The organism is Streptomyces sp. CB09001, from assembly GCF_003369795.1.
In the GTDB taxonomy this organism is placed as follows: domain Bacteria; phylum Actinomycetota; class Actinomycetes; order Streptomycetales; family Streptomycetaceae; genus Streptomyces.
Genome location: NZ_CP026730.1, coordinates 427,949 through 452,762, shown reverse-complemented (window position 1 = coordinate 452,762; position 24,814 = coordinate 427,949). Strand labels below are relative to the sequence as shown.

The following is a 24,814-nucleotide window of genomic DNA, read 5'->3' as shown; positions in this document are numbered from 1 at the left end:
ACCCGCACCGAGAGAAGTGATCGATGGCCTCCGAACGCTCCGACGCCACGGACGGCGACACGACCGCGCTGGCGTTGAAGATCCTGGTCGCCGGAGGTTTCGGCGTGGGCAAGACCACCCTGGTGGGCGCCGTCAGCGAGATCAGGCCGCTGCGCACGGAGGAACTGCTCAGCGAGGCCGGTCGGCTGGTGGACGACACCGGCGGCATCGACCGGAAGGTCACCACGACCGTCGCCATGGACTTCGGACGCATCACCATCCGGTCCGGACTCTCGCTCTACCTCTTCGGCACACCGGGGCAGGACCGGTTCTGGTTTCTCTGGGACGAACTGGCGCAGGGGGCGCTCGGCGCCGTCGTCCTCGCGGACACCCGACGCCTGGCGGACTGCTTCCCGGCGGTGGACTACTTCGAACACCGGCACATCCCGTTCGTGGTGGCCGTGAACTGCTTCACGGGAGCACGCCGCCACGACGAGCACAGCGTCCTGCGCGCCCTCGACCTCGATCCGGGAACACCCGTGGTGCTGTGCGACGCCCGGGACCGCGACTCGGGGAAGGAGGTGCTGATCAGGCTCGTCGAGTACGCCGGACGGATGCACACCGCCCGGCTCCTCGACTCCGTCCGCTGACCGGACCGCTTCCCCCGGGCAGGGGGCTCTCAGCCGGCCACCGACTTCTGGGCCAGGATCTTGTCCACGGTCACCCGGACGAGCAGTTCGCCCGGGACACCGTTGCGTGCCCCGAACTCCTCGGCGCGCTCCTCACCCATGTACCGGGCGCCGATGCGCGCGGCCCAGTGCCGCAGTTCGCCGAGGTCCTCCGAGATGCGCGCACGCCCCTGCAGCACCACGAAGTGGAAGGGCGGCCGGTCGTCGTCCACACACAGGGCGATGCGGCCGTCACGGACCAGATTGCGCCCCTTCACGGTGTCCTTGCCGGTGTTGAACACCAGGTCGTCCCCGTCCAGCAGGAACCAGATGGGTGCGACGTGCGGGCTGCCGTCGGCCCGGACGGTCGAGAGTTTTCCGGTGCGGGTGCCGTCCGAGACGAACGCCCGCCATTCCTCATCGGTCATCTTCTGTGCCATGCCCCCATCCTCCTTGCCCGGAGCACGGGCGTGGTGAAGGCTGGCGGACGGATCCCCCGGCCAGGGGGAGGCAACGCGTACGGGGAGACACGGGGAGATCGGATCATGGTGCAGAACCAGGGACTGGGCTGGCTGCTGGACGACCTGACCGCACGCGTCGAACACGTGCGGCACGCGTTGGTCCTGTCCAACGACGGATTGGTGACCGGGGCGAGCACGGGCCTGCGACGCGAGGACGCCGAGCACCTCGCCGCCGTGTCGTCCGGACTGCACAGCCTGGCCAAGGGCTCGGGCCGCCACTTCGGCGCCGGCCAGGTACGGCAGACGATGGTCGAGTTCGACGACGCCGTCCTGTTCGTCACCGCGGCGGGCTCGGGCAGTTGCCTGTGCGTGCTCAGCGGGGCGGAGGTCGACATCGGGCAGATCGCCTACGAGATGACACTGCTCGTGAACCGGGTGGGTGAGCACCTCGACGTCGACGCGCGGCAGCCGGGACGTATATCACCCACCGAGCCCTGACCTGCGCTTTCGGTGTCCCCGATGGTTGGCATCAGAGTTGTCCACAGGCTCGCCACGGATGTCGCGGTTGCGGCTACGGTTTTTGTGTCGGCGGGCGCGGACGGCGCCGGCCACACACTCCACGGGGGAGACGAACCATGTCCGGCAACACCATCACGCACAACGTCGCAGCGGCCGGCGAGCAGACCGGCACTACCCGGGGCGCCGCGGTCACGTGTCATCGCGCGGCTCGGGAACTGGGCCTCAGGCGCAGCGAGTTCGACCTCGCCGTGCACCTCGGCCGGGTCCGCACGGTCCCCGACGACGGAGGAGGCGGGCGGCGCGTCCCCCGCGACGAGATCGACCGGATCCGGGCGGCGGACGGCTTCCCCGAGGTGCTGCGGGCCGCTGTCCATACCGTCGGGACCACGGAGGGCGCGGCCCTCATGGACGTGACCACGGCCCGGTTCACCCGTCTCGCCCGGCTCGGGCTGCTGGTGCCCGTGAAGTTCTACGTCAACCGGTACCGCGCCGTCGTCTGGCTGTATCCGGCCGAGGAGCTGAGGCAGTTCAGGGCCGACGAGCGCAACACCGCACTGCTGACGGGCCGCACGCCCGAAGGCCTGCGGGACCAACTGGGGGAGGGGCTCGACCTGCGCCCCCGCAACTGGCGGGGCAGGCACCTGGGATTCCTGCTCCGGCAGGCGGACGACCCGTGGGCCCGGGCCGCGGCGGTGGCGTCGCTGCTCGACGCCGCCGAGATCGCGGACGTCGTCACGGATCCCTACGAGCGCACCCATCTGCGCCGGTTCCGCCCCGCACTCCCCACGCACGGGTCGCCGGGCTCCCCGGCCGCGCAGCTCGCCGAGGAGATCGTCACGGCCGGCGACCCGGACGAGATCGACTGGCTCCGCTCGGACCTGGCGGCCGCGTTGGACACGGCCCGCCGCCATCTTCCGGCGCCCCGCACGGCCGGGCACGTCGCGCCGCACCCGCCCGGTCCGGAATCCCCGCCGCGCGAGCCGGCGGCACCGGTGCCGCCCGAGGCGGAGAACGCCGCACCGCGGGCGGCGAAGCGACCGGGGCGGCTGAGCGGCCTGTTCGGCAGGCTGTGGCGCAGAGACTCCTGACCTACAGGGCGCGGAACAGCCCCTCCTGGACGACGGAGACCAGCATGCGTCCTTCCCTGTCGTAGATCCGCCCACGGGCCAGCCCACGCCCGCCGGTCGCGATCGGCGACTCCTGGTCGTACAGGAACCACTCGTCGGCCCGGAACGGCCGGTGGAACCACATGGCGTGGTCCAGGGACGCCATGTCGAACCCCCGGGGACCCCACAGCGGCTCCACCGGGATGCGCACGGCATCCAGCAGCGTCATGTCACTGGCGTAGGTCAGGGCGCAGGTGTGCACGAGCGGGTCGTCGCCCAGCGGCCCGACGGCGCGCATCCACACGGCGCTGCGGGGCTCGGCGCCCTCGACGTCCTCGGCGCTCCAGCGAAGCCGGTCGACGTAGCGGATGTCGAAGGGCTGACGGCGGGCCATCCTCTCCAGCTGCTCCGGCAGTGCGCCGAGGTGCTCCCGTACCTCGTCGGCGACCGTCGGCAGGGACTCCGGATCGGGGACCTCGCGGGCCGGCGGCAACTGGTGCTCGAAACTCCCCTGCTCAGGCTTGTGAAAGGAGGCGGTGAGCGTGAAGATCGTGCGGCCCTGCTGCACGGCGGTGACCCTGCGGGTGGTGAACGACCGTCCGTCCCTGTCCCGTTCGACCTGGTACACGATGGGCACCCCCGGGCGTCCCGGACGCAGGAAGTACGCGTGCAGCGAGTGCACCGGGCGGTCACCGTCGGTGGTGCGGCCCGCGGCGACCAGGGCCTGGCCGGCCACCTGGCCGCCGAAGACCCGCTGCAGCGACTCCTCGGGGCTGCGGCCACGGAAGATGTTGACCTCGATCTGCTCCAGGTCGAGCAGGGCGACGAGGCTCTCGGCCGGATTCGTCATGCGTGGGGTTCTCCTGTGCTCACAGCTGGCCGACATCCGTGACTCGGACGACCGCGCGGCCCTCCGCGTCGGAGGCGGTGAGGTCGACCTCCGCACTGACGCCCCAGTCGTGGTCGTCGTTCGGGTCGTCGAAGATCTGCCGCACGCGCCACAGCCCGTTCTGCGGCTCCTCCTCGATGATCAGCAGCTTCGGACCGCGGGCGTCGGGGCCGGTGCCGAGGTCGTCGTACTCGTCCCAGTACTTGTCCATGGCCTCGCCCCACGCGTCGGCGTCCCAGCCCGCGTCGGCATCCATCTCGCCCAGCTCACCGACCTGGTCCAGGGCGGCGAGCTCGACACGGCGGAACATGGCGTTGCGGACCAGCACACGGAAGGCACGAGCGTTGGCCGTGACCGGGCGTACCTGATCGGCCTTCTCCTGAGCCTCCTCGGCGGTCATCTCCTCCGGATTGGCGAGCTGCTCCCACTCGTCGAGGAGACTGGAGTCGACCTGGCGCACCATCTCGCCGAGCCACTCGATCAGGTCCTGCAGGTCCTCGGACTTGAGGTCGTCCGGCACGGTGTGGTCGAGGGCCTTGTAGGCGCTCGCCAGGTAGCGCAGCACGATGCCCTCGGTGCGGGCCAGTTCGTAGTGCGAGACCAGCTCCGTGAAGGTCAGCGCCCGTTCGTACATGTCGCGGATGACCGACTTCGGGGACAGCGGGTGGTCACCGACCCAGGGGTGGCTCCTGCGGTACGTGTCGTAGGCGTGGAAGAGCAGCTCCTCCAAGGGCTTCGGGTACGTGATGTCCTGGAGGCGCTCCATGCGCTCCTCGTACTCGACGCCGTCCGCCTTCATCGCGGCCACGGCCTCACCGCGGGCCTTGTTCTGCTGGGCGGCGAGGATCTGCCGCGGGTCGTCCAGCGTGGACTCCACGACCGACACCATGTCCAGCGCGTACGAAGGCGACTCCGGGTCCAGCAGTTCGAAGGCGGCCAGGGCGAACGTCGACAGCGGCTGGTTCAGCGCGAAGTCCTGCTGCAGGTCCACCGTGAGACGCACGATGCGCCCCTCCGCGTCCGGCTGGTCGAGCTTCTCCACGATGCCGCCGTCCAGCAGCGAGCGGTAGATGGCGATAGCCCGCCGGATGTGCCTGAGCTGCTGCCTGCGCGGCTCGTGATTGTCCTCCAGCAGGTGCCGCATCGCGGAGAACGCGTCGCCCGGGCGGGCGATCACCGACAGCAGCATGGTGTGGGTGACCCGGAAGCGGGACGTCAGCGGCTCCGGCTCCGAGCCGATGAGCTTGTCGAACGTGCTCTCCGACCAGGCGACGAACCCCTCGGGAGCCTTCTTCCGGACGACCTTCCGCCGCTTCTTCGGGTCGTCACCGGCCTTGGCGAGCGCCTTCTCGTTCTCGACGACGTGCTCGGGCGCCTGGGCGACGACGAAGCCCTCCGTGTCGAACCCGGCGCGCCCGGCCCGGCCGGCGATCTGGTGGAACTCCCTGGCCCTCAGCGTGCGGACCCGGGTGCCGTCGTACTTGGTCAAGGCGGTGAACAGCACGGTCCGGATCGGGACGTTGACGCCCACACCGAGCGTGTCCGTCCCGCAGATCACCTTCAGCAGGCCCGCCTGCGCGAGCTTCTCCACCAGCCGCCGGTACTTGGGCAGCATGCCGGCATGGTGGACCCCGATGCCGTGCCGCACGTACCGGGAGAGATTGCGGCCGAACTTCGTGGTGAAGCGGAAGTTGCCGATCAGCTCGGCGATCCGTTCCTTCTCCTCACGCGTGCACATGTTGATGCTCATCAGCGCCTGCGCCCGCTCCACGGCCTGCGCCTGGGTGAAATGCACGATGTACACCGGGGCCTGGCGGGCCGCCAGCAGATCGGTGAGCGTCTCGGTGAGCGGGGTGTAGCGGAATTCGTAGGACAGCGGCACCGGACGGGTGGCCGAGCGGACCACCGCGGTGGGACGCCCGGTGCGGCGCGCCAGGTCCTTCTCGAAGAAGGAGACGTCGCCGAGCGTCGCCGACATCAGGACGAACTGGGCCTGCGGCAGTTCCAGCAGGGGAATCTGCCAGGCCCATCCACGGTCCGGCTCCGCGTAGAAGTGGAACTCGTCCATGACGACCTGGCCGATGTCCGCGTGCCTGCCGTCACGCAGCGCGATCGACGCCAGGACCTCGGCGGTGCAGCAGATGACCGGGGCGTCGGAGTTCACCGAGGCGTCGCCGGTCAGCATGCCCACGTTCTCGGTGCCGAAGATCTTGCACAGCTCGAAGAACTTCTCCGACACCAGCGCCTTGATCGGAGCCGTGTAGAAGGTGACCTCGTCCCGGGCCAGAGCGGCGAAGTGCGCGCCGGCCGCGATCATGCTCTTACCGGAACCGGTGGGGGTGGACACGATCACGTTCGCGCCGGAGACCACCTCGATCAGCGCCTCCTCCTGATGGGGGTAGAGCGTGAGACCGCGTTCCTGGGCCCACGCCTCGAAGGCTTCGTACAAGGCATCGGGGTCGGCGGTCCGCGGCAGCTGATCGATGAGGGTCACGCCCCCATCTTGCCTGTCCCGGGTCGTGATGGGGGAATCGGCTGTCCGCATGAAGATCACGAACGCTACGCTGGGTCGCCGACGCGGCAACCGCGGATCCGGACAACTGCACAGCGGTACACGAGGAATGGGGCGGGCAACGGCGATGATGGGACCAGCACACTCACTCTCGGGCGCCGCGGCGTGGCTCGGCGTCGGGGCGGCGACCGCCGCCGCGGGACATCCGATGCCCTGGCCGGTGCTGCTCGCCGGAGCCCTGATCTGTGCCGGAGCGGCGCTGGCCCCCGATCTCGACCACAAGGCGGCCACCATCTCCCGGGCCTTCGGACCGGTCTCACGGGGGCTGTGCGAGATCGTCGACAAGCTGTCCTACAGCGTCTACAAGGCCACGAGGAAGCGGGGCGACCCGCGCCGCTCCGGCGGGCACCGCACGCTGACGCACACCTGGCTGTGGGCGGTCCTGATCGGCGGGGGCACCTCGGTCCTGGCCATCACGGGTGGCCGTTGGGCGGTCCTGGCGATCCTCTTCGTGCACATGGTGCTGGCCATCGAGGGCCTGCTCTGGCGGGCCACCCGCGGCTCGAGCAGCGACGTGCTGGTCTGGCTGCTGGCCGGGACCAGCGCATGGATCCTCGCCGGGATCCTGGACAAGCCGGACGGCGGCGCGGACTGGTTGTTCACCGCGCCGGGCCAGGAGTACCTGTGGCTGGGACTGCCGATCGTGCTCGGTGCCCTGGTGCACGACATCGGCGACGCGCTGACCGTTTCCGGCTGCCCGATACTCTGGCCCATACCGGTGGGCCGCAAGCGGTGGTATCCCATCGGCCCGCCGAAGGCCATGCGGTTCCGGGCGGGCAGCTGGGTGGAGCTCAAGGTGCTGATGCCGGTGTTCATGCTGCTCGGGGGAGTGGGCGGCGCGGCCGCGCTCAACTTCATCTGAGCGGCCCGCGGCCGGCCGGGTCAGCCGGTTTCCCCGGCGTCCCGCCCCTCGCCCGTGCCGTAGCGCCGCTCGAAGCGGGCGACGCGCCCCTCCGAGTCCACCGTTCGCGCCTTGCCGGTGTAGAAGGGGTGGCTCTCCGAGGAGATCTCCACGTCCACCACCGGGTACGTCTCGCCGTCGTCCCACGCGATGGTCTGGTCGCTGGTCGCGGTGGACCGGGTCAGGAAGGCGTACCCGGCACTGCGGTCCCGGAAGACGACGGGCCGGTATTCGGGATGCTTGTCCTGCTGCATGGCTGCTCCTCCTACGGCACGGTTCATCGGGGCGACGGCAGGTGTCCGCCGTCGCGAGTGGCGTCAGCCGGGCAGGGAATCCTCGTCGACCACGTGCATCGCGGCCTCTTCGGCGGAGGCGGCCGCGCCGTCGATGCCCACGTCCAGGGCGACCAGCGTCGGCTCCTCGTCCTCGTGCGCCCCTTCGTCGGGTGCCACGAGCCGGCCAGAGCGGTCCGCGCCGACCTCGTTGTCCAGCAGTTCCCCGTCGGTGCCGTCGGAATCGCCCAGCCCGTCACCGTCGGGCGCGAGCTCGTCCGGCCGCTCCTCGGCCAGCCGCTGGTCCAGTGTTTCGCCGCGGCGGCGTTCGGCGGCCGTCACGCCGGTGTGTTCCACCCCCCAGGGGCGCTCGGGCGGGGACCAGCCCCGGTCGAGGGGATCATCGACACCGTCCTCCTCGAGGGTGTCCTCACCGTCGAGCAGGCCGGTGTCCTCCCTCTGCTCGGATCCGTCGGGCTGGTAGACGTCATCTCCCCATCCGTCGACGCTGTTCACGGATACCTCCAGGGGGTGGGGACCGGCCCCTTCTCACCGTGGCCCGCGGCGGGCCGCCGCTGCACGGGGCACAGGTCTCACCCGTCGGAGAACCGTGCGGTTCCCGGGCCTGCCTCGAGCCGGTGCCTTCTCCCAGCCTTCCACTCCCGTTCGGGACCGCGCAACGGCACGGACGCCGTCGGGGTACCCGCCGGGCCGGGCGCCCCTCCCGCTGTACCGGCCCGTCCGGCCCACACCGACGGGGCCGATGCCGGCCCCGCGTCCGGCCGTCTCCGGTCCTCGTCGGGCGGTCCGGGACCCGCGGCCCGCCCCGGAACCCTCCCGCCCACGGACGGTGCCACGTGGCTACCCGTGCCAGGACCGCCACAGTGCCGCGTAGGCACCGTCCGCAGTGACGAGTTCGTCGTGGCTGCCCAGCTCACTGATCCGGCCGTTCTCGACCACGGCGATGACGTCCGCGTCGTGGGCGGTGTGCAGGCGATGGGCGATCGCGATCACCGTGCGACCGTCCAGGACCCGGGCCAGGGACCGTTCGAGATGGCGTGCGGCCCGCGGGTCGAGCAGGGACGTCGCCTCGTCCAGCACCAGGGTGTGCGGGTCGGCCAGCACCAGGCGGGCCAGCGCGATCTGCTGGGCCTGCGCCGGGGTCAGTGCGAAGCCGCCCGAGCCGACCTCGGTGTCCAGTCCCTCGTCCAGCCCACGGGACCAGTCGTCCGCGTCGACCGCGCCCAGCGCCGCCCACAGCTCGGCGTCGGCGGCGCCGGTCCTGGCGAGCCGGAGGTTGTCGCGCAGGGAGCCCACGAAGACGTGGTGCTCCTGGTTCACCAGGGCGACGTGCGAGCGGACCCGTTCCGCGGACATCCGGGAGAGTTCCGCCCCACCCAGGGTGATCCGGCCCTCCCTGGGACCGTAGATGCCCGCGAGCAGCCTGCCCAGGGTGGACTTGCCGGCGCCCGAGGGGCCGACCAGGGCGAGCCTGGTGCCCGGGGCGACCTCCAACGACACCTTGCGCAGGACGTCCACCCCCTCGAGGTAGCCGAAGTGCACGCGGTCGGCGTGCACGTGCCGGCCGTCGGGGGCCAGCGTGGCGTCACCGGCGGCCGGCTCGATGTCCCGCACGCCCACCAGGCGGGCCAGGGACACCTGGGCCACCTGCAGCTCGTCGTACCAGCGCAGGATGATGCCGACCGGGTCGACGAGCATCTGCGCGATCAGGGCGGCCGTGGTCAGCTGACCGACCCCGATCCAGCCCTGGAGGACGAAGACACCACCGATGAGCAGGACGGAGGCGAGTACGGTCACGTGGGTGACGTTGATGACGGGGAAGAGCACCGACCGCAGCCAGAGGGTGTAGCGCTCCCAGGCCGTCCATTCCCTGATCCGGCGCTCGGACAGCTCGATGCGACGGGCGTCCAGGCGGTGGGACTCCACGGTGCGCCCGGCGTCCACCGTCTCGGCGAGCGCGGCGGCCACCGCGGCGTACCCGGCGGCCTCCGAGCGGTAGGCGGCGGGCGCCCTGCGGAAGTACCAGCGGCAGCCGATCACCAGCAGCGGCACCGCGATCAGTACCACGGGCGCCAGTGGCGGCGCCGTCACCACCAGGCCACCGAGCAGCAGCACCACCCACACGGCGCCGATCGCGAGCTGGGGCACGGCCTCGCGCATCGCGTTGGCGAGCCGGTCGATGTCCGTGGTGATCCGGGAGAGCAGGTCGCCCGTGCCTGCCCGTTCCAGTACGCCGGGCGGCAGTCCCACCGATCGTACGAGGAAGTCCTCGCGCAGATCGGCCAGCATCCGCTCGCCGAGCATGGCCCCCCGAAGCCGTACCTCGCGCACGAACACGGCCTGCACGACGAGGGCGAGCACGAAGAGCGTGGCCGTGAGGCCGAGCCGCAGCTCGCGCGCGTCGTCCGAGACCCGCTCCACGAGCCCGCCCAGCAGGTAGGGGCCCGCCATCGAGGCGATCACGGCGACGGTGTTGACGGTGACGAGGAAGAGGAAGGCGCGGCGGTGCCGGCGCAGCAGTTCCCCCACGTACGCGCGCACGGTGGGGCGCGCGCCGACGGGCAGGGTGCTGGCCGTCGTGGGAGCCGCCGGGTCGTAGGACGGTGGCGCGACGCCGATCATGCCGTCTCCTCGATCTCTTCCAGTCGGTGCAGTACGTCGTCGTCGCTCAGGGAGCCGTCCCGGTCCTCGGCGCGGCCGTCGTCGGCCGGGGGCTTCGCCGGTTTCCCGCCGGCCGGTACGGCGTCCGGGTGCGCCGCGGTCTCCTCGTCGGTCTCGCGGGTCACCACCGCCCGGTACCGGGGCTCGGTGTGCAGCAGCTCCCGGTGGGCGCCGACCGCCGCGACCGCGCCCTCGTGCAGGAACACGATCCGGTCCGCACGGTCCAGCAGCAGCGGCGAGGAGGTGAGGACCACCGTGGTGCGCCCCGCGCGCAGCGCCCGTACGCCTTCCGCGATCCGCGCCTCGGTGTGCGAGTCGACGGCCGAGGTCGGTTCGTCCAGGACCAGCGCCTCCGGATCCGTGATCAGGGACCGGGCCAGTGCCAGTCGCTGGCGCTGGCCGCCCGACAACGACCGGCCGCGTTCGGTGATGCGGGCGTCCATCGGGTCGTCGGCGCCGAGTGAGCCCTGCGCGAGCGCCGTCAGTACGTCACCGCACTGGGCGGCGGCCAGCGCGTCCTCGGAGTCGACGGCGCCGGACGCGGGCACGTCGAGCAGCTCCCGGAGCGTTCCGGAGAGCAGGACGGGGTCCTTGTCCTGCACCAGGACGGCGGTGCGCGCGGACTTCAGGGGAAGCTCGTCCAGCGGCACCCCGCCCAGCAGGGCCGACGTGCCCGCCTCCGAGGGATGCCCGCCGAGGCGCTCCGCCAGCCGCCCGGCCGCGTCCGGGTCGCCGCACACCACCGCGGTGAACCGGCCCGCCGGAGCCAGCAGACCGGTGTCGGGGTCGTACAGGTCGCCGGTGGGGATCTCGGCCGCGCGCGAACCCGCGGTGTCCGTGGTGCGTTCCAGGGACAGCACCCGTGCCGCCCGTTTGGCCGAGGGCCGGGAGAAGGAGTACGCCATGGCGATCTCCTCGAAGTGCCGCAGCGGGTAGGTGAGGATCATGACGGAGCTGTAGACGGTGACGAGTTCGCCGACGTCGATGCGGCCCTGGCGGGCCAGGTGGACGCCGTGCCAGACCACGGCGATCAGCAGCAGTCCGGGCAGCAGCACCTGGATGGCGGAGATCAAGGACCACATGCGGGCGCTGCGCACGGCAGCGTGGCGCACCTGCTGGGAGGCGTCGCGGTAGCGGTCGAGGAAGAGTTCCTCGCCGCCGATGCCGCGCAGTACGCGCAGTCCGGCGACGGTGTCCGAGGCGAGTTCGGTGGCGCGGCCGGCCTTGTCGCGCTGGACGTCGGCGCGCCGGGTGGCGCGGGGCAGCAGGGGCAGCACCGCGAGGGCCAGCACCGGTAGACCCACGATCACGACGATGCCGAGCGCCGGCTGGTAGACGACCAGCGCGACACAGACCAGCACGATGGTGAGCGCGGCCGCGGTGAAGCGGGAGACGGCCTCCACGAACCAGCCGATCTTCTCGACGTCGCCGGTGGACACGGCCACGACCTCACCGGCCGCGACGCGCCGGGTCAGCGCCGAGCCCAGCAGCGCCGTCCTGCGCGCCAGCAGTTGCTGGACGCGGGCCGCGGCGGTGATCCAGTTGGTGACGGCGGCGCGGTGCAGGAAGGTGTCGCCGAGCGCGTTGCCGACACAGCACAGGACCATGACGCCGCCCGCGAGGGCGAGCCGGCTGCCGGAGCGGTCGACGACCGCCTGGATGGCGAGACCGACGCAGAAGGGCAGGGCGGAGACGGAGGCGAAGTGCAGCAGGCCCCAGGCCAGTGACTTGAGTTGCCCACCGAGCTGGTTGCGGAACAGCCACCACAGGAATCGGGGGCCCGAGCGTGCGTCCGGCACACCCGGGTCGGGATACGGAAGGTCTTGGATCTGCATGACGTCCCAGTGGCTCGTGTCAGGGGGTGCCGTTGATATACGGCATCAAGAGGCTGCAAACCGTGAAAGGTTCGCGTCGCGACGTGCCCAAAATCAAGCGGTTTTCCGCGAGGGGGTACGAATCCGGCTGCGGTCCGACACACGGTCTCCACATCACCCGCCATGGCCGCCCGTGCGCTCCTTCGCGGCCGTCCTGACGGCATGTCCGAAGGGAGTGGGAGCATGGACGGATGGCACGTGGTGGTGGACGGCGTACGGCGGTCGCGATGGCGGCCCTTGGAACCCTGCTGGCGGTGACGGCGCTGTCCGCCTGTGGCGGCCCGTCGGGGGACGGCGGGGACTCCCGGGCGGGCAGAACCCCCGGTGGGGCGGGCCGGAGCAGCGCCGCGGCCGACCCGACGAGGATCCCCGGCGTCGGCGACCGGTTCCAGGACCGCATCCCCGGCGATGCGCGCCAGGTCGTCGCGGTGTACGGGGACGGCAGGGATTCCGCCGACTCCACGGTCGTGCTCTACACCAAACAGGGCTCCGCCTGGCACCGCGCCCGGAGTTGGGCGGCGCACAACGGCACGAAGGGGTGGACGACCGACCACCACGAGAACGACAAGCGCAGCCCCGTCGGCGTGTTCACCCTCAGCGACGCGGGCGGCGTGCTCCCGGACCCGGATCCGGCCCTCGGCACGGGGCTGCCGTACAGCAGGTCGGAGAGCTTCGCGGCACCGCGGTGGTGGGCGAAGCCCTACTGGCACGACTTCGACTACGTCATCGCCATCGACTACAACCGCGTCCGGGGTACCTCGCCAAACGACCCGACCCGCCCCGAAGGCACGTCCAAGGGCGGTTCGATCTGGCTGCACATGGACCACGGCAGCGGTACGTCGGCCTGCGTCAGCCTGCCCAAGCCGGCGATGGAGTACCTGCTGCGCACACTGGACCCGGACCGCCACCCCGTGGTGGTGATGGGGGACAGGGAGCACCTGAAGGCCTGACCACCCATGGCGTCCGGGATCACGCCGTGCGGCGGTCCTCGCCGGTGTCGGGCCCGTCGATCAGGGTGTCCAGCAGTCCGCCCAGCACGGTGCGCTGCTCGTCCGTCAGCGGCGCGAGGATCTCCTCGGCGGCCGACCGGCGCGCACCGCGCAGTTCCCGCAGGGCCGCGCGACCGTCGTCGGTCAGCTCGATCCGGATCACCCGGCGGTTGGCGGGGTCCGGGACGCGGCGCACCTTTCCAGCCGCCTCCAGCCCGTCGACCAGGGTCGTCACCGCCCGGGGCACGACTTCCAGCCGCTCGGCGACGTCGGCCATCCGGGGAGGCGAGCCCCAGTGCGCCAGCGTGCGCAGGAGCCTGGACTGGGCCGGGGTGATGCCGAGGTCGCGGTGCTCGAGATGGCGCTTCTGGATGCGGTGCACCCGGCGGGTGAGGCGCAGCAGCTGTTCGGCGAGCAGGCCGTCGGGATCGGGGGCGGTCATACGGGAACAATATCAGGATGATGTTCATTGTGAGTATAGGTAACAATGACCTATGATCCGTAAGGTCCGCGAACGCCTGTGGCCGGTCCCCGAGGGCCTGCCGTCCCGGAGCTTCGCGGGCCTCCCCTCGCCGCCGCCGAAGGAGCCCATGCACCCCGATCGCGAATCCGCCTGGACCGCACCCGCCGACGCCGTGGAACAGCCCCGGCAGGTGCGCCGCATCCTCAAGCTGTTCCGCCCCTACCGCGGTCGCCTCGCGGTCGTCGGCCTGCTGGTCGGTGCCGCGTCCCTGGTGTCGGTCGCCACGCCCTTCCTGCTCAAGGAGATCCTCGATGTCGCGATCCCCGAGGGGCGCACGGGCCTGCTGAGCCTGCTCGCCCTCGGCATGATCTTCGGCGCCGTCCTCACCAGCGTCTTCGGCGTGCTGCAGACCCTGATCTCCACGACCGTGGGCCAGCGCGTCATGCACGACCTGCGCACCGCCGTCTATGGCCGGCTCCAGCAGATGTCCCTCGCCTTCTTCACCCGCACCCGCACCGGCGAGGTCCAGTCCCGCATCGCCAACGACATCGGCGGCATGCAGGCCACCGTCACCTCCACGGCGACCTCACTGGTGTCGAATCTGACCAGCGTGGTCGCCACGATCGTCGCCATGGTCGTCCTCGACTGGCGTCTCACCGTCGTCTCGCTGCTCCTGCTCCCGGTGTTCGTGTGGATCAGCCGTCGTGTCGGCAGGGAACGCAGGAAGATCACCACCCGGCGCCAGAAGCAGATGGCCGCGATGGCCGCCACGGTCACCGAGTCGCTCTCCGTGAGCGGCATCCTGCTCGGCCGCACCATGGGCCGCTCCGACTCGCTCACCCGCGCCTTCGCGGACGAGTCCGAGAGCCTGGTCGACCTGGAGGTGAGGTCGAACATGGCGGGCCGCTGGCGGATGGCCGTCATCACGATCGTCATGGCCGCCATGCCGGCCGTCATCTACTGGACCGCGGGCATCGCCCTGCAACTCGGCGGCCCCGATGTCTCCCTCGGTACGATCGTCGCCTTCGTCTCGCTCCAGCAGGGGCTGTTCCGCCCGACCGTGAGCCTGCTGCAGACCGGCGTGCAGATCCAGACCTCGCTCGCGCTCTTCCAGCGCATCTTCGAGTACCTCGACCTGCCGATCGACATCACCGAGCGAAAGGACGCCGTCCACCTCGACCACATCAAGGGCGAGGTCCGCTTCGAGAACGTCGGGTTCGGCTACGGGGGCAAGGGCGGACCGGTTCTCGACGGCATCGACGTCACCGTTCCCGCCGGCAGCAGCCTCGCCGTCGTCGGTCCCACCGGCGCCGGAAAGTCCACGCTCGGCCACCTGGTGCCGCGGCTGTACGACGTGACGGACGGCCGGGTCACCCTCGACGGGGTCGACGTGCGCGACCTCGACTTCGACACCCTCGCCCGCGCGGTCGGCGTCGTCTCGCAGGAGACGTACCTCTTCCACGCCTCCGTCGCCGAGAACCTGCGCTTCGCCAAGCCGGACGCCTCGGAGGCCGAGCTGGAAACGGCGGCGAGGGCGGCCCAGATCCACGACCACATCGCCGCCCTGCCCGACGGCTACGACACCGTGGTCGGGGAGCGCGGACACCGCTTCTCCGGCGGCGAGAAGCAGCGCCTGGCCATCGCCCGCACCATCCTGCGCGACCCGCCCGTCCTCGTCCTGGACGAGGCGACCAGCGCCCTGGACACCCGTACCGAGGCCGCCGTGCAGGGCGCCATCGACGCTCTGTCCGCCAACCGCACCACGATCACCATCGCCCACCGCCTGTCCACCGTCCGTGACGCCGACCGGATCGTGGTCCTCGACTCCGGGCGCCTGGCCGAACAGGGCACGCACGAGGCTCTGCTGGCACAGGACGGGAGGTATGCCGCGCTGGTCCGCCGGGACGCCCGACTGGAGCCGACAAGATGAAGATATGCCGGGTTTGTGAGCATGTGGGGGTTACCGTGCCCGCATGCAGATGAACACTCCGTCACGGAGCACGCGGAGCGCGAGGAGTGCCAGAGGCCCCAGAAGGAGCCTCAGGAGCCCCACAAGCCTCAGAGGTCCCAGAAGTCCAAAAGGCCCCAGAAGGGCGATCCGGCTGACGCGCCGGGGCCGTATCGCGCTGATCGCGGCCGGCGCCGTCATCGCCGGTACCGCCGTGGCGGTGCCGCTGCTGACGACGGACGACGAGGGCGAGTCCCGTCCCACGTCCCTGGTGATTCCGGAGGGCTGGCGCGCGACCCAGGTCTACGGAGCCGTCGACAAGGCCCTCGCCCTGCCCGCGGGCACCACCAAGAAGTCCCTGGCCAAGGCCAACCTCAAGCTGCCCAACGACGCCGAGGGCAACCCCGAGGGCTACCTCTTCCCGGCGACCTATCCGCTCGGCGGGAACCCGACTCCGGAGAAGCTGCTGACGGCCATGGTCGACACCGCGAACAAGAAGTTCACCGGCGCGCCGGTCGCCGCGGGCGCCCAGCGCAACGCGCTGAACGTCTATCAGGCGGTCACCATCGCCAGCATCGTGCAGGCGGAGGCCGCGGCCAAGGAGGACATGGGCAAGGTGGCCCGAGTGATCTTCAACCGGCTGGAACGCGGTATGCCGCTGCAGATGGACTCCACCATCAACTACGCGCTGGGCCGGAGCACCTTGAAGACCACCAGCAAGGACACGAAGATCGACAGTCCCTACAACTCGTACCAGCGCATGGGGCTGCCGCCCACCCCCATCGCCAGTCCGGGCGACGAGGCGATGACCGCCGCGATCAACCCGACCCCCGGTGACTGGCTGTACTTCGTCACGGTCAAGCCGGGCGACACGCGCTTCACCGCCGACTACGCCGAACACCGGCGCAACGTGGACGAGTTCAACCGCCTCCGGCAGAGCGCCTCGAAGCAGGCCGGGGCCGAGGCCGCCAAGTGACCGGTCGGGGCGTCATGCGGCGACCGGCTCCCCCTCGGCCAGCAGCCGCCTGATGTCCCGCACGGCCGCGCGTCCCGCCCGGTTGGCGCCGATGGTGCTGGCGGAGGGTCCGTAGCCGACGAGATGGATCCGCGGGTCGGCGACCGCGCGCGTCCCCTCGACGCGGACACCGCCCCCGGCCTCCCGCAGCCGCAGCGGCCTCAGATGATCGATGGCGGCCCGGAACCCGGTCGCCCACAGGATGACGTCCGCGGCCACCCGCCGCCCGCCGTCCCACTCCACCCCCTCGGGCGTGATCCGGTCGAACATGGGCTGTCGGTCCAGTGCGCCGGACTCCAGCCCGGCCCGGACCGCGTCGTTCAGTGGCAGCCCCGTCACCGACACGACACTCTTCGGCGGCAGCCCCTGCCGCACCCGTTCCTCCACCAGCGCCACCGCGGCCCGGCCCGCCTCCTCGTCGAAGGGCCCCTCGCGGAAGACGGGGGGCCTCCTGGTCACCCACGTGGTGGCCGCGGCGTACGGTGCGATCTCCAGCAGGTGCTGCGTCCCCGAGGCGCCGCCGCCCACCACGATCACACGCAGACCGGTGAACTCCTCGGGCCCGGCGTACTGCGCGGTGTGCAGCTGCCTCCCCCGGAAGGTCTCCTGCCCCGGGTAGCGCGGCCAGAACGGGCGGTCCCAGGTGCCGGTCGCGTTGATCAGCGCACGCGTCGACCAGGACCCGGCCGACGTCTCGACGAGCAGCCGCCCCTCCGTCCCCTCGCGCACCGCGCGGACGTCGACGGGCCGTCGTACCCGCAGGTCGAAGGTCCGCTCGTAGTCCGCGAAGTATCCGCTCACCACCTCGGCGGACGGCCGCGCCGGATCCGCCCCGGTCAGCTCCATGCCCGGCAGGGCGTGCATGCCGTGCACCTTGCCGTACGTCAGGGACGGCCAGCGGAACTGCCAGGCACCACCGGGTGCCGGGGAGTGGTCGAGCACCACGAAGTCGCGCTCCGGCTCGAACCCCGTGCGCCGCAGATGATAGGCGGCGGCGAGTCCGGCCTGACCGGCCCCGATGACGACGACCTCGACCTCGCGTGTGTTGTTCACGTTTCTACCAACGGCGACGCAGGCCCCGATCTTCCCCCGGTGTCAGGATGGGGTCATGCCAGCTGCCTTCACCACCCGAGTCCTCAACCTCGCCACCGGTTCGGCGGAGCGGGTCGCCGACATCACCGGTGACTGCGAGTCCTTCCTGCGCGAGGCGGCGTCCGGCCGCGACGGCCTGCTCAACGTCTTCGTCCCGCACGCCACCGCCGGGATCGCGATCATCGAGACCGGCGCGGGAAGCGACGACGACCTGCTGTCCGCCCTGCACACCCTGCTCCCGGCCGACGACCGCTGGCAGCACCGCCACGGCAGCCCCGGACACGGCCGCGACCACGTCCTGCCCGCCTTCGTACCGCCGCACGCGACGCTGCCGGTGGTCGGCGGCCGTCTGGAACTCGGAACCTGGCAGTCGGTGTGCCTGGTGGACACCAACCGGGACAACCCCGACCGCCGGGTCCGGCTGAGCTTCCTGGGCTGAACGGGACGCGGAGTCCTACTCCACCGCCATCTCGCCCAGCTCCGACCAGTCCCCCTGGTCGACCGTCGTGCTCACGATTCGCGGCGTGCGGGCCAGGTGGCGCGGCAGCTTGTCCTGGGCGGCGCGGAAGTGCGCGGACTGGACGTGGGCGGCCCCCGCCTCGTCGTCGCGGAACGCCTCGACCAGCACGTACTCCGTCGGGTCGTCGACGCTGCGCGACCAGTCGAACCAGAGGCAGCCGGGCTCCGACCGGGTGGCGCGGGTGAACTCGCCGGCGATCTCCGGCCACTGGTCAGCGTGTTCGGGGAGTACCTGGAACTTCGCCGTAATGAAGATCATGGGTTCGCTTTCTGTGATTGCGGGACCGGCCGGCCCGTCCGGTAAGCGGTCGAGCGGGTACGTCGCCGTGTGCGGCCGTGACCGGTCCTCGGTCGCGAGCACCATCGGCTCGCACGGGTGGAGGTGGCTGCCGACGAGGTTACCGATGAAGTTGATCTCCGCGCCGTCGCACCGGGCCCGGCGCGAGGGTGGCGCGTGCCGCGCCACCCGCTACCGCAGGACGGCCCGGTACGGGATCGACGTACCGGGCCGCACACAACGCTCCTGAGCGCGTGGACGCGCCGCCGGAGCGGGCCGGGGGTCAGGCGTCCGCCCGCGTCCGTCCCCGGAGCACCAGCCGTTTCACCAGCGGCCAGGCCAGCAGCAGCACGATCACCGCGTACACCGTCACCGAGAACGGCGTGTTGACCAGGCCCGACACGCTGCCGTCGCTGATCTGAAGGGCGCGGCGCAGCTGCTGCTCGGCGTTCGGGCCGAGGATGACGCCGATCACGGCGGGCAGGATGGGCAGCCCGTAGCGTCGCATACCGAACCCGATCAGGCCGATGACCAGCAGAATCACCAGGTCGACCACCTCACCGCCGACCGCGTACGCGCCGACCGCCGCGAAGAACATGATCCCCGCGTAGAGGTACGGCCGCGGGATGCGCAGCAGCTTGGCCCAGACCGGCGCCAGCGGGAGGTTCAGGGCGAGCAGCAGCACCATGCCGACGAAGAGCGAGGCGATCAGGCCCCACACCAGCTCGGGTTCCCGTTCGAAGAGCAGCGGGCCCGGCTGGATGCCGTACTGCTGGAAGGCGGCCAGCATGACCGCCGCGACCGCGGTCGTCGGCAGGCCCAGTGTCAGCATGGACACCAGCGTGCCCGCGGCCGAGGCCGACGCCGCCGACTCCGGACCCGCCACGCCCTCGATGGCACCCTTGCCCCACTCGTCCTTGTGCTTGGACAGCCGCTTCTCCGTCACGTACGACAGGAAGGTCGGGATCTCCGCGCCGCCCGCCGGGATCGCGCCGAACGGGAAGCCGATGAGCGGACCGCGCAGCCAGGATTTCCAGGTGCGCTTCACGTCGGCGCGGCCGAGCCAGGGACGGCCCACCGGGATCGGTTCGGCCGCCCCGCGCCGCAGATGGGCCGCCACCCAGAGCGCCTCGCCGATCGCGAACAGGCCGACCGCCACGATCACCACGTCCACGCCGTCGGCGAGTTGCAGCGAACCGAAGGTCAGCCGCTGCTGGCCCGTCATCTGGTCCAGGCCCACCAGGCCGATCGTCAGCCCGATCAGCAGCGAGGCCAGGCCTCTGATCCGGGACGATCCCAGCACCGACGTCACGGCGATGAACGCCAGCACCATGATGGCGAAGTAGTCCGGGGCGCCGATGTCCACGGCCAGGTCGGCGACCGTCGGAGCGAGGGCCACGAGCAGGATCGTGCCGATCATGCCGCCCGCGAAGTGGCCGATGGCGGCGGCGGCCAGCGCCTGAGCGCCGCGCCCCGCCTTGGCCATGGGGTTGCCCTCCATCGCCGCGACCACGGCGGCGCTCTCGCCCGGCGTGTTGAGCAGGATGGAGGTGGTCGAACCACCGAACATCGCGCCGTAGTAGATGCCCGCGAACATGATGAACGCCGCGACCGGATCCAGCCCGTACGTCACCGGCAGCAGCAGCGCGACCGCCATCGCCGGGCCGATGCCGGGCAGCACGCCGATGGCCGTGCCGAGCAGCACACCGAGCGCGGCCCACAGCAGGTTGAGCGGGGTCAGGGCCGTACCGAACCCGTCCATGAGGGAGTTGAGGGCGTTCATGTCAGAGCACTCCCATCAGCGGACCGCCGGGCAGCGGCACGCCGAGCAGCTTGTCGAAGACGAGGTAGGTGATCAGGGACAGCACCGCGGCGATCAGCGGATCGCGGTCCACCCGGCGGCTGCCGAGGGCGAAGGCGGCGCCCCAGAAGAGCAGCGCCCCGGCGACGGGGAAGCCGGCCGGCTCGATCAGGGCGGCGGCGCCGAGGAAGATCCCGGACAGCAGCAGCACCGTGCGCCAGTCGGCCGGTTCGGACAGGTCGATGTCCTCGCCGCCCTCGGCCTCGCCCCGGCCACCGCGCAGCACGTCGACGGCGAGCAGCGCGGCGATCACCAGCAGGCCGACGCCCACCACGACGGGCACGGTCTTGGGGCCGACCGGGCCGCGCTGGGTGATGTCGACGTCCATGGTGAGCGCGTCGGTCAGGACGAGCACGCCGAGCGCCAGCAGCAGGACACACACGCCCAGTTCGGAGTGCTCGCGCAGCCACGAGCGCGGGCCGCCGGCCGTTTCCTCGGGCTGCTCGGGGAGTTCGGTCCGCGTCGTCACAGCCCCAGCTCCTTCAGCACCGACACCACGCGCTCGTCCTGGGCGTCCAGGAAGTCGCCGAACTCCTCACCGGTCAGGAAGGCGTCGTCCCAGCCGTTCTGGTCCATGGACTTCTTCCACTCGGGGGAGTCGTGCAGTTCCTCGAAGAGGCGGGTCAGCTTGTTGCGCTGCGCCTCGGACAGGCCGGGCGGGGCGACGACGCCCCGCCAGTTGGTGAAGTTCACGTCGTAGCCGGACTCCTTGAGCGTGGGCGCGTCCTTGAGGTCGTCCACCCGCTCGGGGCCGGTCACCGCAAGCACCCGCAGCTCGCCCGCCCTGATCTGGTCCAGGTACTCGCCGACGCCGGAGACCCCGAAGCCGACCTTGTTGCCGAGGATCGAGGCGAGCAGCTCGCCGCCGCCGTCGAACGGGATGTAGTTGACCGACTTCGGCTGGATCCCGGCGGCCTGCGCCATCAGCATCGGCGCGAGGTGGTCGGGTCCGCCCGGGGACGAACCACCGCCCACCGGGATCTTCCCCGGGTCCTGTTTCCAGGCGTCGATCAGCTCGTCGATCGTCTTGTAGGGCGAGTCCTTGCCGACCACGACGACGTCCTGCTCCTCGGTCAGCCGCGCGATCGGCGTGGTGTCGGCGAGGGTCTTGGGGGCGTGGTTGGAGCGGACGGCGCCCACGACGCCGAGGCCCATGGACATGGCGAGCTTGCCGTTTCCGTGCTCGCTCACCAGTCGGCTCAGGCCCACCGTGCCGCCCGCGCCGGGCAGGTTGAACACCTCGATGTTGTGGGTGAGCCCGGCGTCCTCGGCGTTCTTCGCGGCCGTGCGGGCGGTGATGTCGTAGCCGCCGCCGGGCGTGTTGGGAACCATGAAACGCAGGCCCGGGATTCGGGTGCCGGAATCCGAGTCGTCGCCCGAGGAGAGCAACGGCGGTCCGGCCAGTACGAGCACGGCGGCCCCGAGCAGGGCAAGGGGGGTGCGCAGGCGCACGTATGACACCACCTGTCGGTTGGGTAGTTCGTTACGGGGAGCCCTGTGGGGAGGGTGACGTGGGCCACATGGTGCCCGCGCGCCTGTTCCGTGTCTTCCTTGCGGAACCAAGGGAGGTTGTGTTCATTGCGGTCGCCGCGAGAGCCGGACCGACATCGCTGTCCGGTCGCCGCTTCATTGCGAAGCAGGCACATCCCTTTCCCTCGCCGCAGGTGGGCGCCATGATGGCGACCCGGCACCCCCGCCCCCTCCGTGAGCCGAGAACGAGTCCGCCGTGGCCCCCACCTTTCGCCGTCAGACCCTCGCGGGCGAGATGCTGGTCCTCCAGCTCGCCATCGTCGTGGTCGTCCTGCTCGCGGTGGCCGCCGTATCGCTCGCCCAGTCCGAGGCCACCTTCAACCGTGTCGAGGGCCGCCGGGTCACCGCCCTGGCCGAGCAGCTGGCCGCCACGCCGCTGGTCCGCAGCCAGCTGCTGCGCCCGGTGCCGCAGGAGGCCCTCGCCCCGCTGGTCAACTCCACGCAGACGCAGTCCGGGGTCACCTCCGTCACGGTGGCCGACGCCGACGGCCGCGTCGTCAGCTCCACCGACCCCACGCTGATCGGCGCCCGGCTGCCGCGCGGTGCGGGTGCCGGTGTCTCGAGCGGCTGGTCGGGTCCGCTGACCGTGCAGGGCAGCCGGGAACTGGTCGCCCAGGTCCCGGTGCTCGGTGCCACCCGGCAGACCCTCGGCCGCCACCTCGGCACGGTGATGGTCGGCGAAGCCGATCCCACGGTGTGGCAGCGTCTCAGCGGCGCCTCCTCCTACCTCCTCGCCTACCTCGGCATCGCCAGCTGCCTCGGCGTGGCCGGCTCCTGGCTGCTGGCCCGGCGCGTCAAGCGGCAGACCCTCGGCCTGGAGCCGCGTGAGATCGCCGGCCTCGCCGAGCACCGGGAGGCCATGCTGTACGGCATCGCGGAGGGCGTCGTCGCCCTCGATCCGCAGCATCGGCTCACCCTGGTCAACGAGATGGGCCGGCGTCTGCTCGACCTGCCCGCCGACTGCGTGGGCCAGAGCCTGGACGGCCTCGGCATCGACGGGCGGCTGCGCGACGTCCTCGCGGGCGCCACCCGCGAAGCGGCCGAGCCGCGCGACGAGGTCGTCGTCCGCCGCGGCCGGGTCCTGGTCATGAACCGCATGACCGTCACCAAGGACGGCCGCGCGCTCGGCTCGGTCACCACCCTGCGCGACCGCACCGAGCTCGCCCGCCTGGAACGGGAGATCGGTTCCTTCCGCAGCACCTCCGAGCTGCTGCGCGCCCAGGCCCACGAGTTCGCCAACCAACTGCACACCATCTCCGGGCTCATCCAGATCGGCGAGCAGGACGAGGTGGTGCGCTACGTCCGCGGGCTCAACCAGCGCCGCCAGTCCCTGGACGTCACCCTCAGCCGCCGGGTCCGGGACACCGCCGTGGCCGCACTGATCACCGCGAAGTCCTCCCTCGCGGCCGAGCGCAGGGTCGCGCTGCGCGTCTCGGACCGCACGGCGCTGGACCGGCTGGAGCCGGCGGACGCCGCCGACGTGGCGACCGTGGTCGGCAACCTCGTCGACAACGCCGTGGACGCCGCCGCGGCCCTGGGCGACGCGCACGAGGCCTGGGTCGAGGTCGAGCTGCGGCAGGACGCCGCCAGCGTGGAGATCGTGGTCCGCGACTCCGGACCCGGCGTGGCGCCCGAACTGGCCCGGGAGGTCTTCTCGCACGGCTTCACCACCAAGGCCGCCCGGCAGGGCGAGCGCGGCATCGGCCTGGCGCTCACCCGGCTGGTCTGCGAACGTCACGGCGGTGAGATCTCGGTGACCAACACCCCCGAGGGGGCCGTGTTCACCGCACGCATGACCGTCAGCCACCTCACCGACGCGGTGGCGGAAGGAGCAGCACCATGACGGCTACGAGCGGCCCGTCCGACGCGACCGCCCCGAGCGCCGCCCCCCTGGAGACGCCCCCGGGCGCCGCCCCGATCGGCGTGCTCGTCGTCGACGACGACTTCATGGTGGCCCGCGTCCACCGCGCGTTCGTCGAACGGGTCGAGCCCTTCCGGGTGGTCGGGGTCGCGGGCACCGGGGAACAGGCGCTCGCCGCCGCCGGGGAGCTGCGCCCCGACCTGGTCCTGCTCGACCTGTACCTGCCGGACGCCTTCGGTCTCGACGTCATCCCACGGCTGCGCGCCGCGGGCCACGACTGCGACGTCATGGTCATCAGCGCGGCCCGGGAGGCGGACGCGGTGCGCGGCGCCGTGCGGCACGGCGTGGTCGACTACCTCCTCAAACCCTTCGAGTTCGAGGACCTTCGGGTCCGGCTGCAGCGCTACGCGGTCCAGCGGGGGCGGCTGCTCGGCACGGTGGTGCGCAGCCAGGCCGACGTCGACCGCGTACTGGCCGGTGCCGCGGCACAGACCGGGCCGGCCCCCGGGCTGCCCAAGGGCATGAGCGTGGAGACCGCCGAACTGGTCGAGCGTGCGCTGCGCGAGGCCGCGAGCACCCTGTCCGCCAGCGAGTGCGCGGCGCTGACCGGCATCTCGCGGGTCAGCGCCCGCCGGTACCTGGAGCACTTCCACACCGTGGGCAGCGCGGAGGTCTCCCTGCGCTACGGGGTCGCGGGACGCCCCGAGCGCCGCTACCGCTTCCGGGGCGCGGTCACCGGCCCGGCGCTCCGGCGCGCAGGCCGTCCATGACGAAGTCCAGGAACCGGGTGACCCGCGGCTGCCGGTCCTCACCGGGACCGATCAGCCACAGACCACCGAGGACGAGGAAGAAGTCGTCCCCGGTCACTCCGGGCCGGATCGTGCCGGCCTCGTCGTTGGCGCGGAGCAGGAGCTCGGCCGCGTCCTCCAGCGGGGTGGGGCGCGGCTTCTCCGGTGCCCCGGGTGCGCTGGTGACCAGCCGGATCGCGTCCGCCAGACCCGCCTTGGTCATGGCGAACTCGGCGAGGCGGTCCATCCATTCGCGCAGGGCGAGGTCGGGTTCCCGGGTGGCCAGCATCTCGGGCGCGGCCTGGGCCACCTGCTGCATCCCGTGCCGGTAGATCTCCAGGACGAGCGCCTCGCGGTTCGGGAAATTGCGGTAGAAGGTGCCCTGCCCGACCCCCGCCTTCTTGGCGATGGCGCTCAACGGGGCGTTCGCGCAGTGCGTCAGCTCCTCCGTGGCCACGGCGAGGATGCGCTCGCGGTTGCGCTGCGCGTCCGAGCGCAAGGGAGCGTCCGGCTTGTCCTTCTTCGGCTGCGACACTCGTCCCCCTTCC

Annotated in this window: 24 protein-coding genes; 10 read left to right on the top strand and 14 right to left on the bottom strand. The window is 71.6% G+C overall.

Annotated elements, in window-relative coordinates:
* Nucleotides 1-23 precede the first annotated feature (23 nt).
* Complete coding sequence (locus C4J65_RS02240) at nucleotides 24-629, top strand: ATP/GTP-binding protein (RefSeq protein WP_115740833.1); 606 nt, start codon at nucleotides 24-26, stop codon at nucleotides 627-629.
* 29 nt (nucleotides 630-658) lie between these two features.
* Here C4J65_RS02240 and C4J65_RS02235 read toward each other — a convergent pair whose 3' ends face one another.
* Entirely contained in the window at nucleotides 659-1,087 is a 429-nt protein-coding gene (locus C4J65_RS02235; protein WP_115740832.1) for a PPOX class F420-dependent oxidoreductase, read from the bottom strand.
* Between the two features lie 105 nt (nucleotides 1,088-1,192).
* Between C4J65_RS02235 and C4J65_RS02230 the strand changes: the two genes are divergently transcribed.
* Together C4J65_RS02230 and C4J65_RS02225 are read left to right on the top strand one after the other, a co-directional pair.
* On the top strand, nucleotides 1,193-1,606 hold the full coding sequence (locus C4J65_RS02230) for a roadblock/LC7 domain-containing protein (RefSeq protein WP_059297523.1): 414 nt from the start codon (nucleotides 1,193-1,195) through the stop codon (nucleotides 1,604-1,606).
* 137 nt (nucleotides 1,607-1,743) lie between these two features.
* A complete protein-coding gene (locus tag C4J65_RS02225; protein WP_115740831.1) occupies nucleotides 1,744-2,715 on the top strand; it encodes a DUF6397 family protein in 972 nt (323 codons plus the stop codon).
* A gap of 1 nt (nucleotide 2,716) precedes the next feature.
* On the opposite strand, the gene C4J65_RS02220 is transcribed toward C4J65_RS02225, so the two are convergent.
* Both C4J65_RS02220 and C4J65_RS02215 read right to left on the bottom strand, forming a co-directional pair.
* Nucleotides 2,717-3,583 (bottom strand): acyl-CoA thioesterase II, encoded by an 867-nt coding sequence (locus C4J65_RS02220; RefSeq protein ID WP_115740830.1) that lies wholly within the window; start codon nucleotides 3,581-3,583, stop codon nucleotides 2,717-2,719.
* A 19-nt stretch (nucleotides 3,584-3,602) separates the two neighbouring features.
* Nucleotides 3,603-6,116, bottom strand: coding sequence for a DEAD/DEAH box helicase (locus C4J65_RS02215; RefSeq protein WP_162832983.1), 2,514 nt, complete (start codon nucleotides 6,114-6,116; stop codon nucleotides 3,603-3,605).
* Between the two features lie 145 nt (nucleotides 6,117-6,261).
* Between C4J65_RS02215 and C4J65_RS02210 the strand changes: the two genes are divergently transcribed.
* The gene (locus tag C4J65_RS02210) at nucleotides 6,262-7,056 is read left to right on the top strand and encodes a metal-dependent hydrolase (protein ID WP_115740829.1); all 795 of its coding nucleotides are present in this window, start codon (nucleotides 6,262-6,264) and stop codon (nucleotides 7,054-7,056) included.
* 20 nt (nucleotides 7,057-7,076) lie between these two features.
* On the opposite strand, the gene C4J65_RS02205 is transcribed toward C4J65_RS02210, so the two are convergent.
* The 4 genes from C4J65_RS02205 to C4J65_RS02190 form a co-directional block, all read right to left on the bottom strand.
* Nucleotides 7,077-7,349: a type B 50S ribosomal protein L31 gene (locus C4J65_RS02205; protein WP_115740828.1), complete on the bottom strand. Its 273-nt coding sequence runs from the start codon at nucleotides 7,347-7,349 to the stop codon at nucleotides 7,077-7,079.
* Nucleotides 7,350-7,412: 63 nt separating this feature from the next.
* Entirely contained in the window at nucleotides 7,413-7,883 is a 471-nt protein-coding gene (locus C4J65_RS02200; RefSeq protein WP_115740827.1) for a DUF5709 domain-containing protein, read from the bottom strand.
* Between the two features lie 345 nt (nucleotides 7,884-8,228).
* On the bottom strand, nucleotides 8,229-10,010 hold the full coding sequence (locus tag C4J65_RS02195; protein WP_115740826.1) for an ABC transporter ATP-binding protein: 1,782 nt from the start codon (nucleotides 10,008-10,010) through the stop codon (nucleotides 8,229-8,231).
* Nucleotides 10,007-11,884, bottom strand: a complete 1,878-nt coding sequence (locus C4J65_RS02190) for an ABC transporter ATP-binding protein (RefSeq protein WP_115740825.1) — start codon at nucleotides 11,882-11,884, stop codon at nucleotides 10,007-10,009. Before C4J65_RS02190 ends, C4J65_RS02195 begins: the two co-directional genes overlap by 4 nt.
* A 230-nt stretch (nucleotides 11,885-12,114) precedes the next feature.
* Here C4J65_RS02190 and C4J65_RS02185 point away from each other — a divergent pair, with 230 nt between their 5' ends.
* Nucleotides 12,115-12,873, top strand: a complete 759-nt coding sequence (locus C4J65_RS02185) for a L,D-transpeptidase family protein (RefSeq protein WP_115740824.1) — start codon at nucleotides 12,115-12,117, stop codon at nucleotides 12,871-12,873.
* 19 nt (nucleotides 12,874-12,892) lie between these two features.
* Here the strand turns inward: C4J65_RS02185 and C4J65_RS02180 are convergent, their stop codons facing one another.
* The gene (locus C4J65_RS02180) at nucleotides 12,893-13,354 is read right to left on the bottom strand and encodes a MarR family transcriptional regulator (protein WP_115740823.1); all 462 of its coding nucleotides are present in this window, start codon (nucleotides 13,352-13,354) and stop codon (nucleotides 12,893-12,895) included.
* Between the two features lie 148 nt (nucleotides 13,355-13,502).
* Between C4J65_RS02180 and C4J65_RS02175 the strand changes: the two genes are divergently transcribed.
* A complete protein-coding gene (locus C4J65_RS02175; RefSeq protein ID WP_115746258.1) occupies nucleotides 13,503-15,305 on the top strand; it encodes an ABC transporter ATP-binding protein in 1,803 nt (600 codons plus the stop codon).
* 232 nt (nucleotides 15,306-15,537) lie between these two features.
* Nucleotides 15,538-16,299, top strand: a complete 762-nt coding sequence (gene mltG / locus C4J65_RS02165) for an endolytic transglycosylase MltG (RefSeq protein ID WP_115740821.1) — start codon at nucleotides 15,538-15,540, stop codon at nucleotides 16,297-16,299.
* A 12-nt stretch (nucleotides 16,300-16,311) separates the two neighbouring features.
* On the opposite strand, the gene C4J65_RS02160 is transcribed toward mltG, so the two are convergent.
* On the bottom strand, nucleotides 16,312-17,391 hold the full coding sequence (locus C4J65_RS02160) for an NAD(P)-binding domain-containing protein (protein WP_115740820.1): 1,080 nt from the start codon (nucleotides 17,389-17,391) through the stop codon (nucleotides 16,312-16,314).
* Between the two features lie 55 nt (nucleotides 17,392-17,446).
* Between C4J65_RS02160 and C4J65_RS02155 the strand changes: the two genes are divergently transcribed.
* Nucleotides 17,447-17,869, top strand: coding sequence for a secondary thiamine-phosphate synthase enzyme YjbQ (locus C4J65_RS02155; RefSeq protein WP_115740819.1), 423 nt, complete (start codon nucleotides 17,447-17,449; stop codon nucleotides 17,867-17,869).
* Between the two features lie 15 nt (nucleotides 17,870-17,884).
* On the opposite strand, the gene C4J65_RS02150 is transcribed toward C4J65_RS02155, so the two are convergent.
* The 4 genes from C4J65_RS02150 to C4J65_RS02135 form a co-directional block, all read right to left on the bottom strand.
* Nucleotides 17,885-18,208 (bottom strand): putative quinol monooxygenase, encoded by a 324-nt coding sequence (locus C4J65_RS02150; protein ID WP_115746257.1) that lies wholly within the window; start codon nucleotides 18,206-18,208, stop codon nucleotides 17,885-17,887.
* Nucleotides 18,209-18,509: 301 nt separating this feature from the next.
* Entirely contained in the window at nucleotides 18,510-20,009 is a 1,500-nt protein-coding gene (locus C4J65_RS02145; RefSeq protein WP_115740818.1) for a tripartite tricarboxylate transporter permease, read from the bottom strand.
* A gap of 1 nt (nucleotide 20,010) precedes the next feature.
* Entirely contained in the window at nucleotides 20,011-20,556 is a 546-nt protein-coding gene (locus tag C4J65_RS02140) for a tripartite tricarboxylate transporter TctB family protein (RefSeq protein ID WP_115740817.1), read from the bottom strand.
* Nucleotides 20,553-21,539 (bottom strand): tripartite tricarboxylate transporter substrate binding protein, encoded by a 987-nt coding sequence (locus tag C4J65_RS02135; protein ID WP_162832982.1) that lies wholly within the window; start codon nucleotides 21,537-21,539, stop codon nucleotides 20,553-20,555. Before C4J65_RS02135 ends, C4J65_RS02140 begins: the two co-directional genes overlap by 4 nt.
* A gap of 274 nt (nucleotides 21,540-21,813) precedes the next feature.
* Here C4J65_RS02135 and C4J65_RS02130 point away from each other — a divergent pair, with 274 nt between their 5' ends.
* Nucleotides 21,814-23,460, top strand: coding sequence for an ATP-binding protein (locus tag C4J65_RS02130; protein WP_115740815.1), 1,647 nt, complete (start codon nucleotides 21,814-21,816; stop codon nucleotides 23,458-23,460).
* Nucleotides 23,457-24,248 (top strand): response regulator, encoded by a 792-nt coding sequence (locus tag C4J65_RS02125; RefSeq protein WP_115740814.1) that lies wholly within the window; start codon nucleotides 23,457-23,459, stop codon nucleotides 24,246-24,248. The genes C4J65_RS02130 and C4J65_RS02125 overlap by 4 nt, the downstream gene beginning before the upstream one ends.
* Here C4J65_RS02125 and xdhR read toward each other — a convergent pair.
* Nucleotides 24,211-24,801 carry a purine salvage operon transcriptional regulator XdhR gene (xdhR, locus tag C4J65_RS02120; protein WP_115740813.1) on the bottom strand — a complete coding sequence of 197 codons (591 nt, stop codon included), beginning with the start codon at nucleotides 24,799-24,801 and terminating at the stop codon, nucleotides 24,211-24,213. The two genes, C4J65_RS02125 and xdhR, sit on opposite strands and share 38 nt — an antisense overlap.
* Between the last annotated feature and the right edge of the window lie 13 nt (nucleotides 24,802-24,814).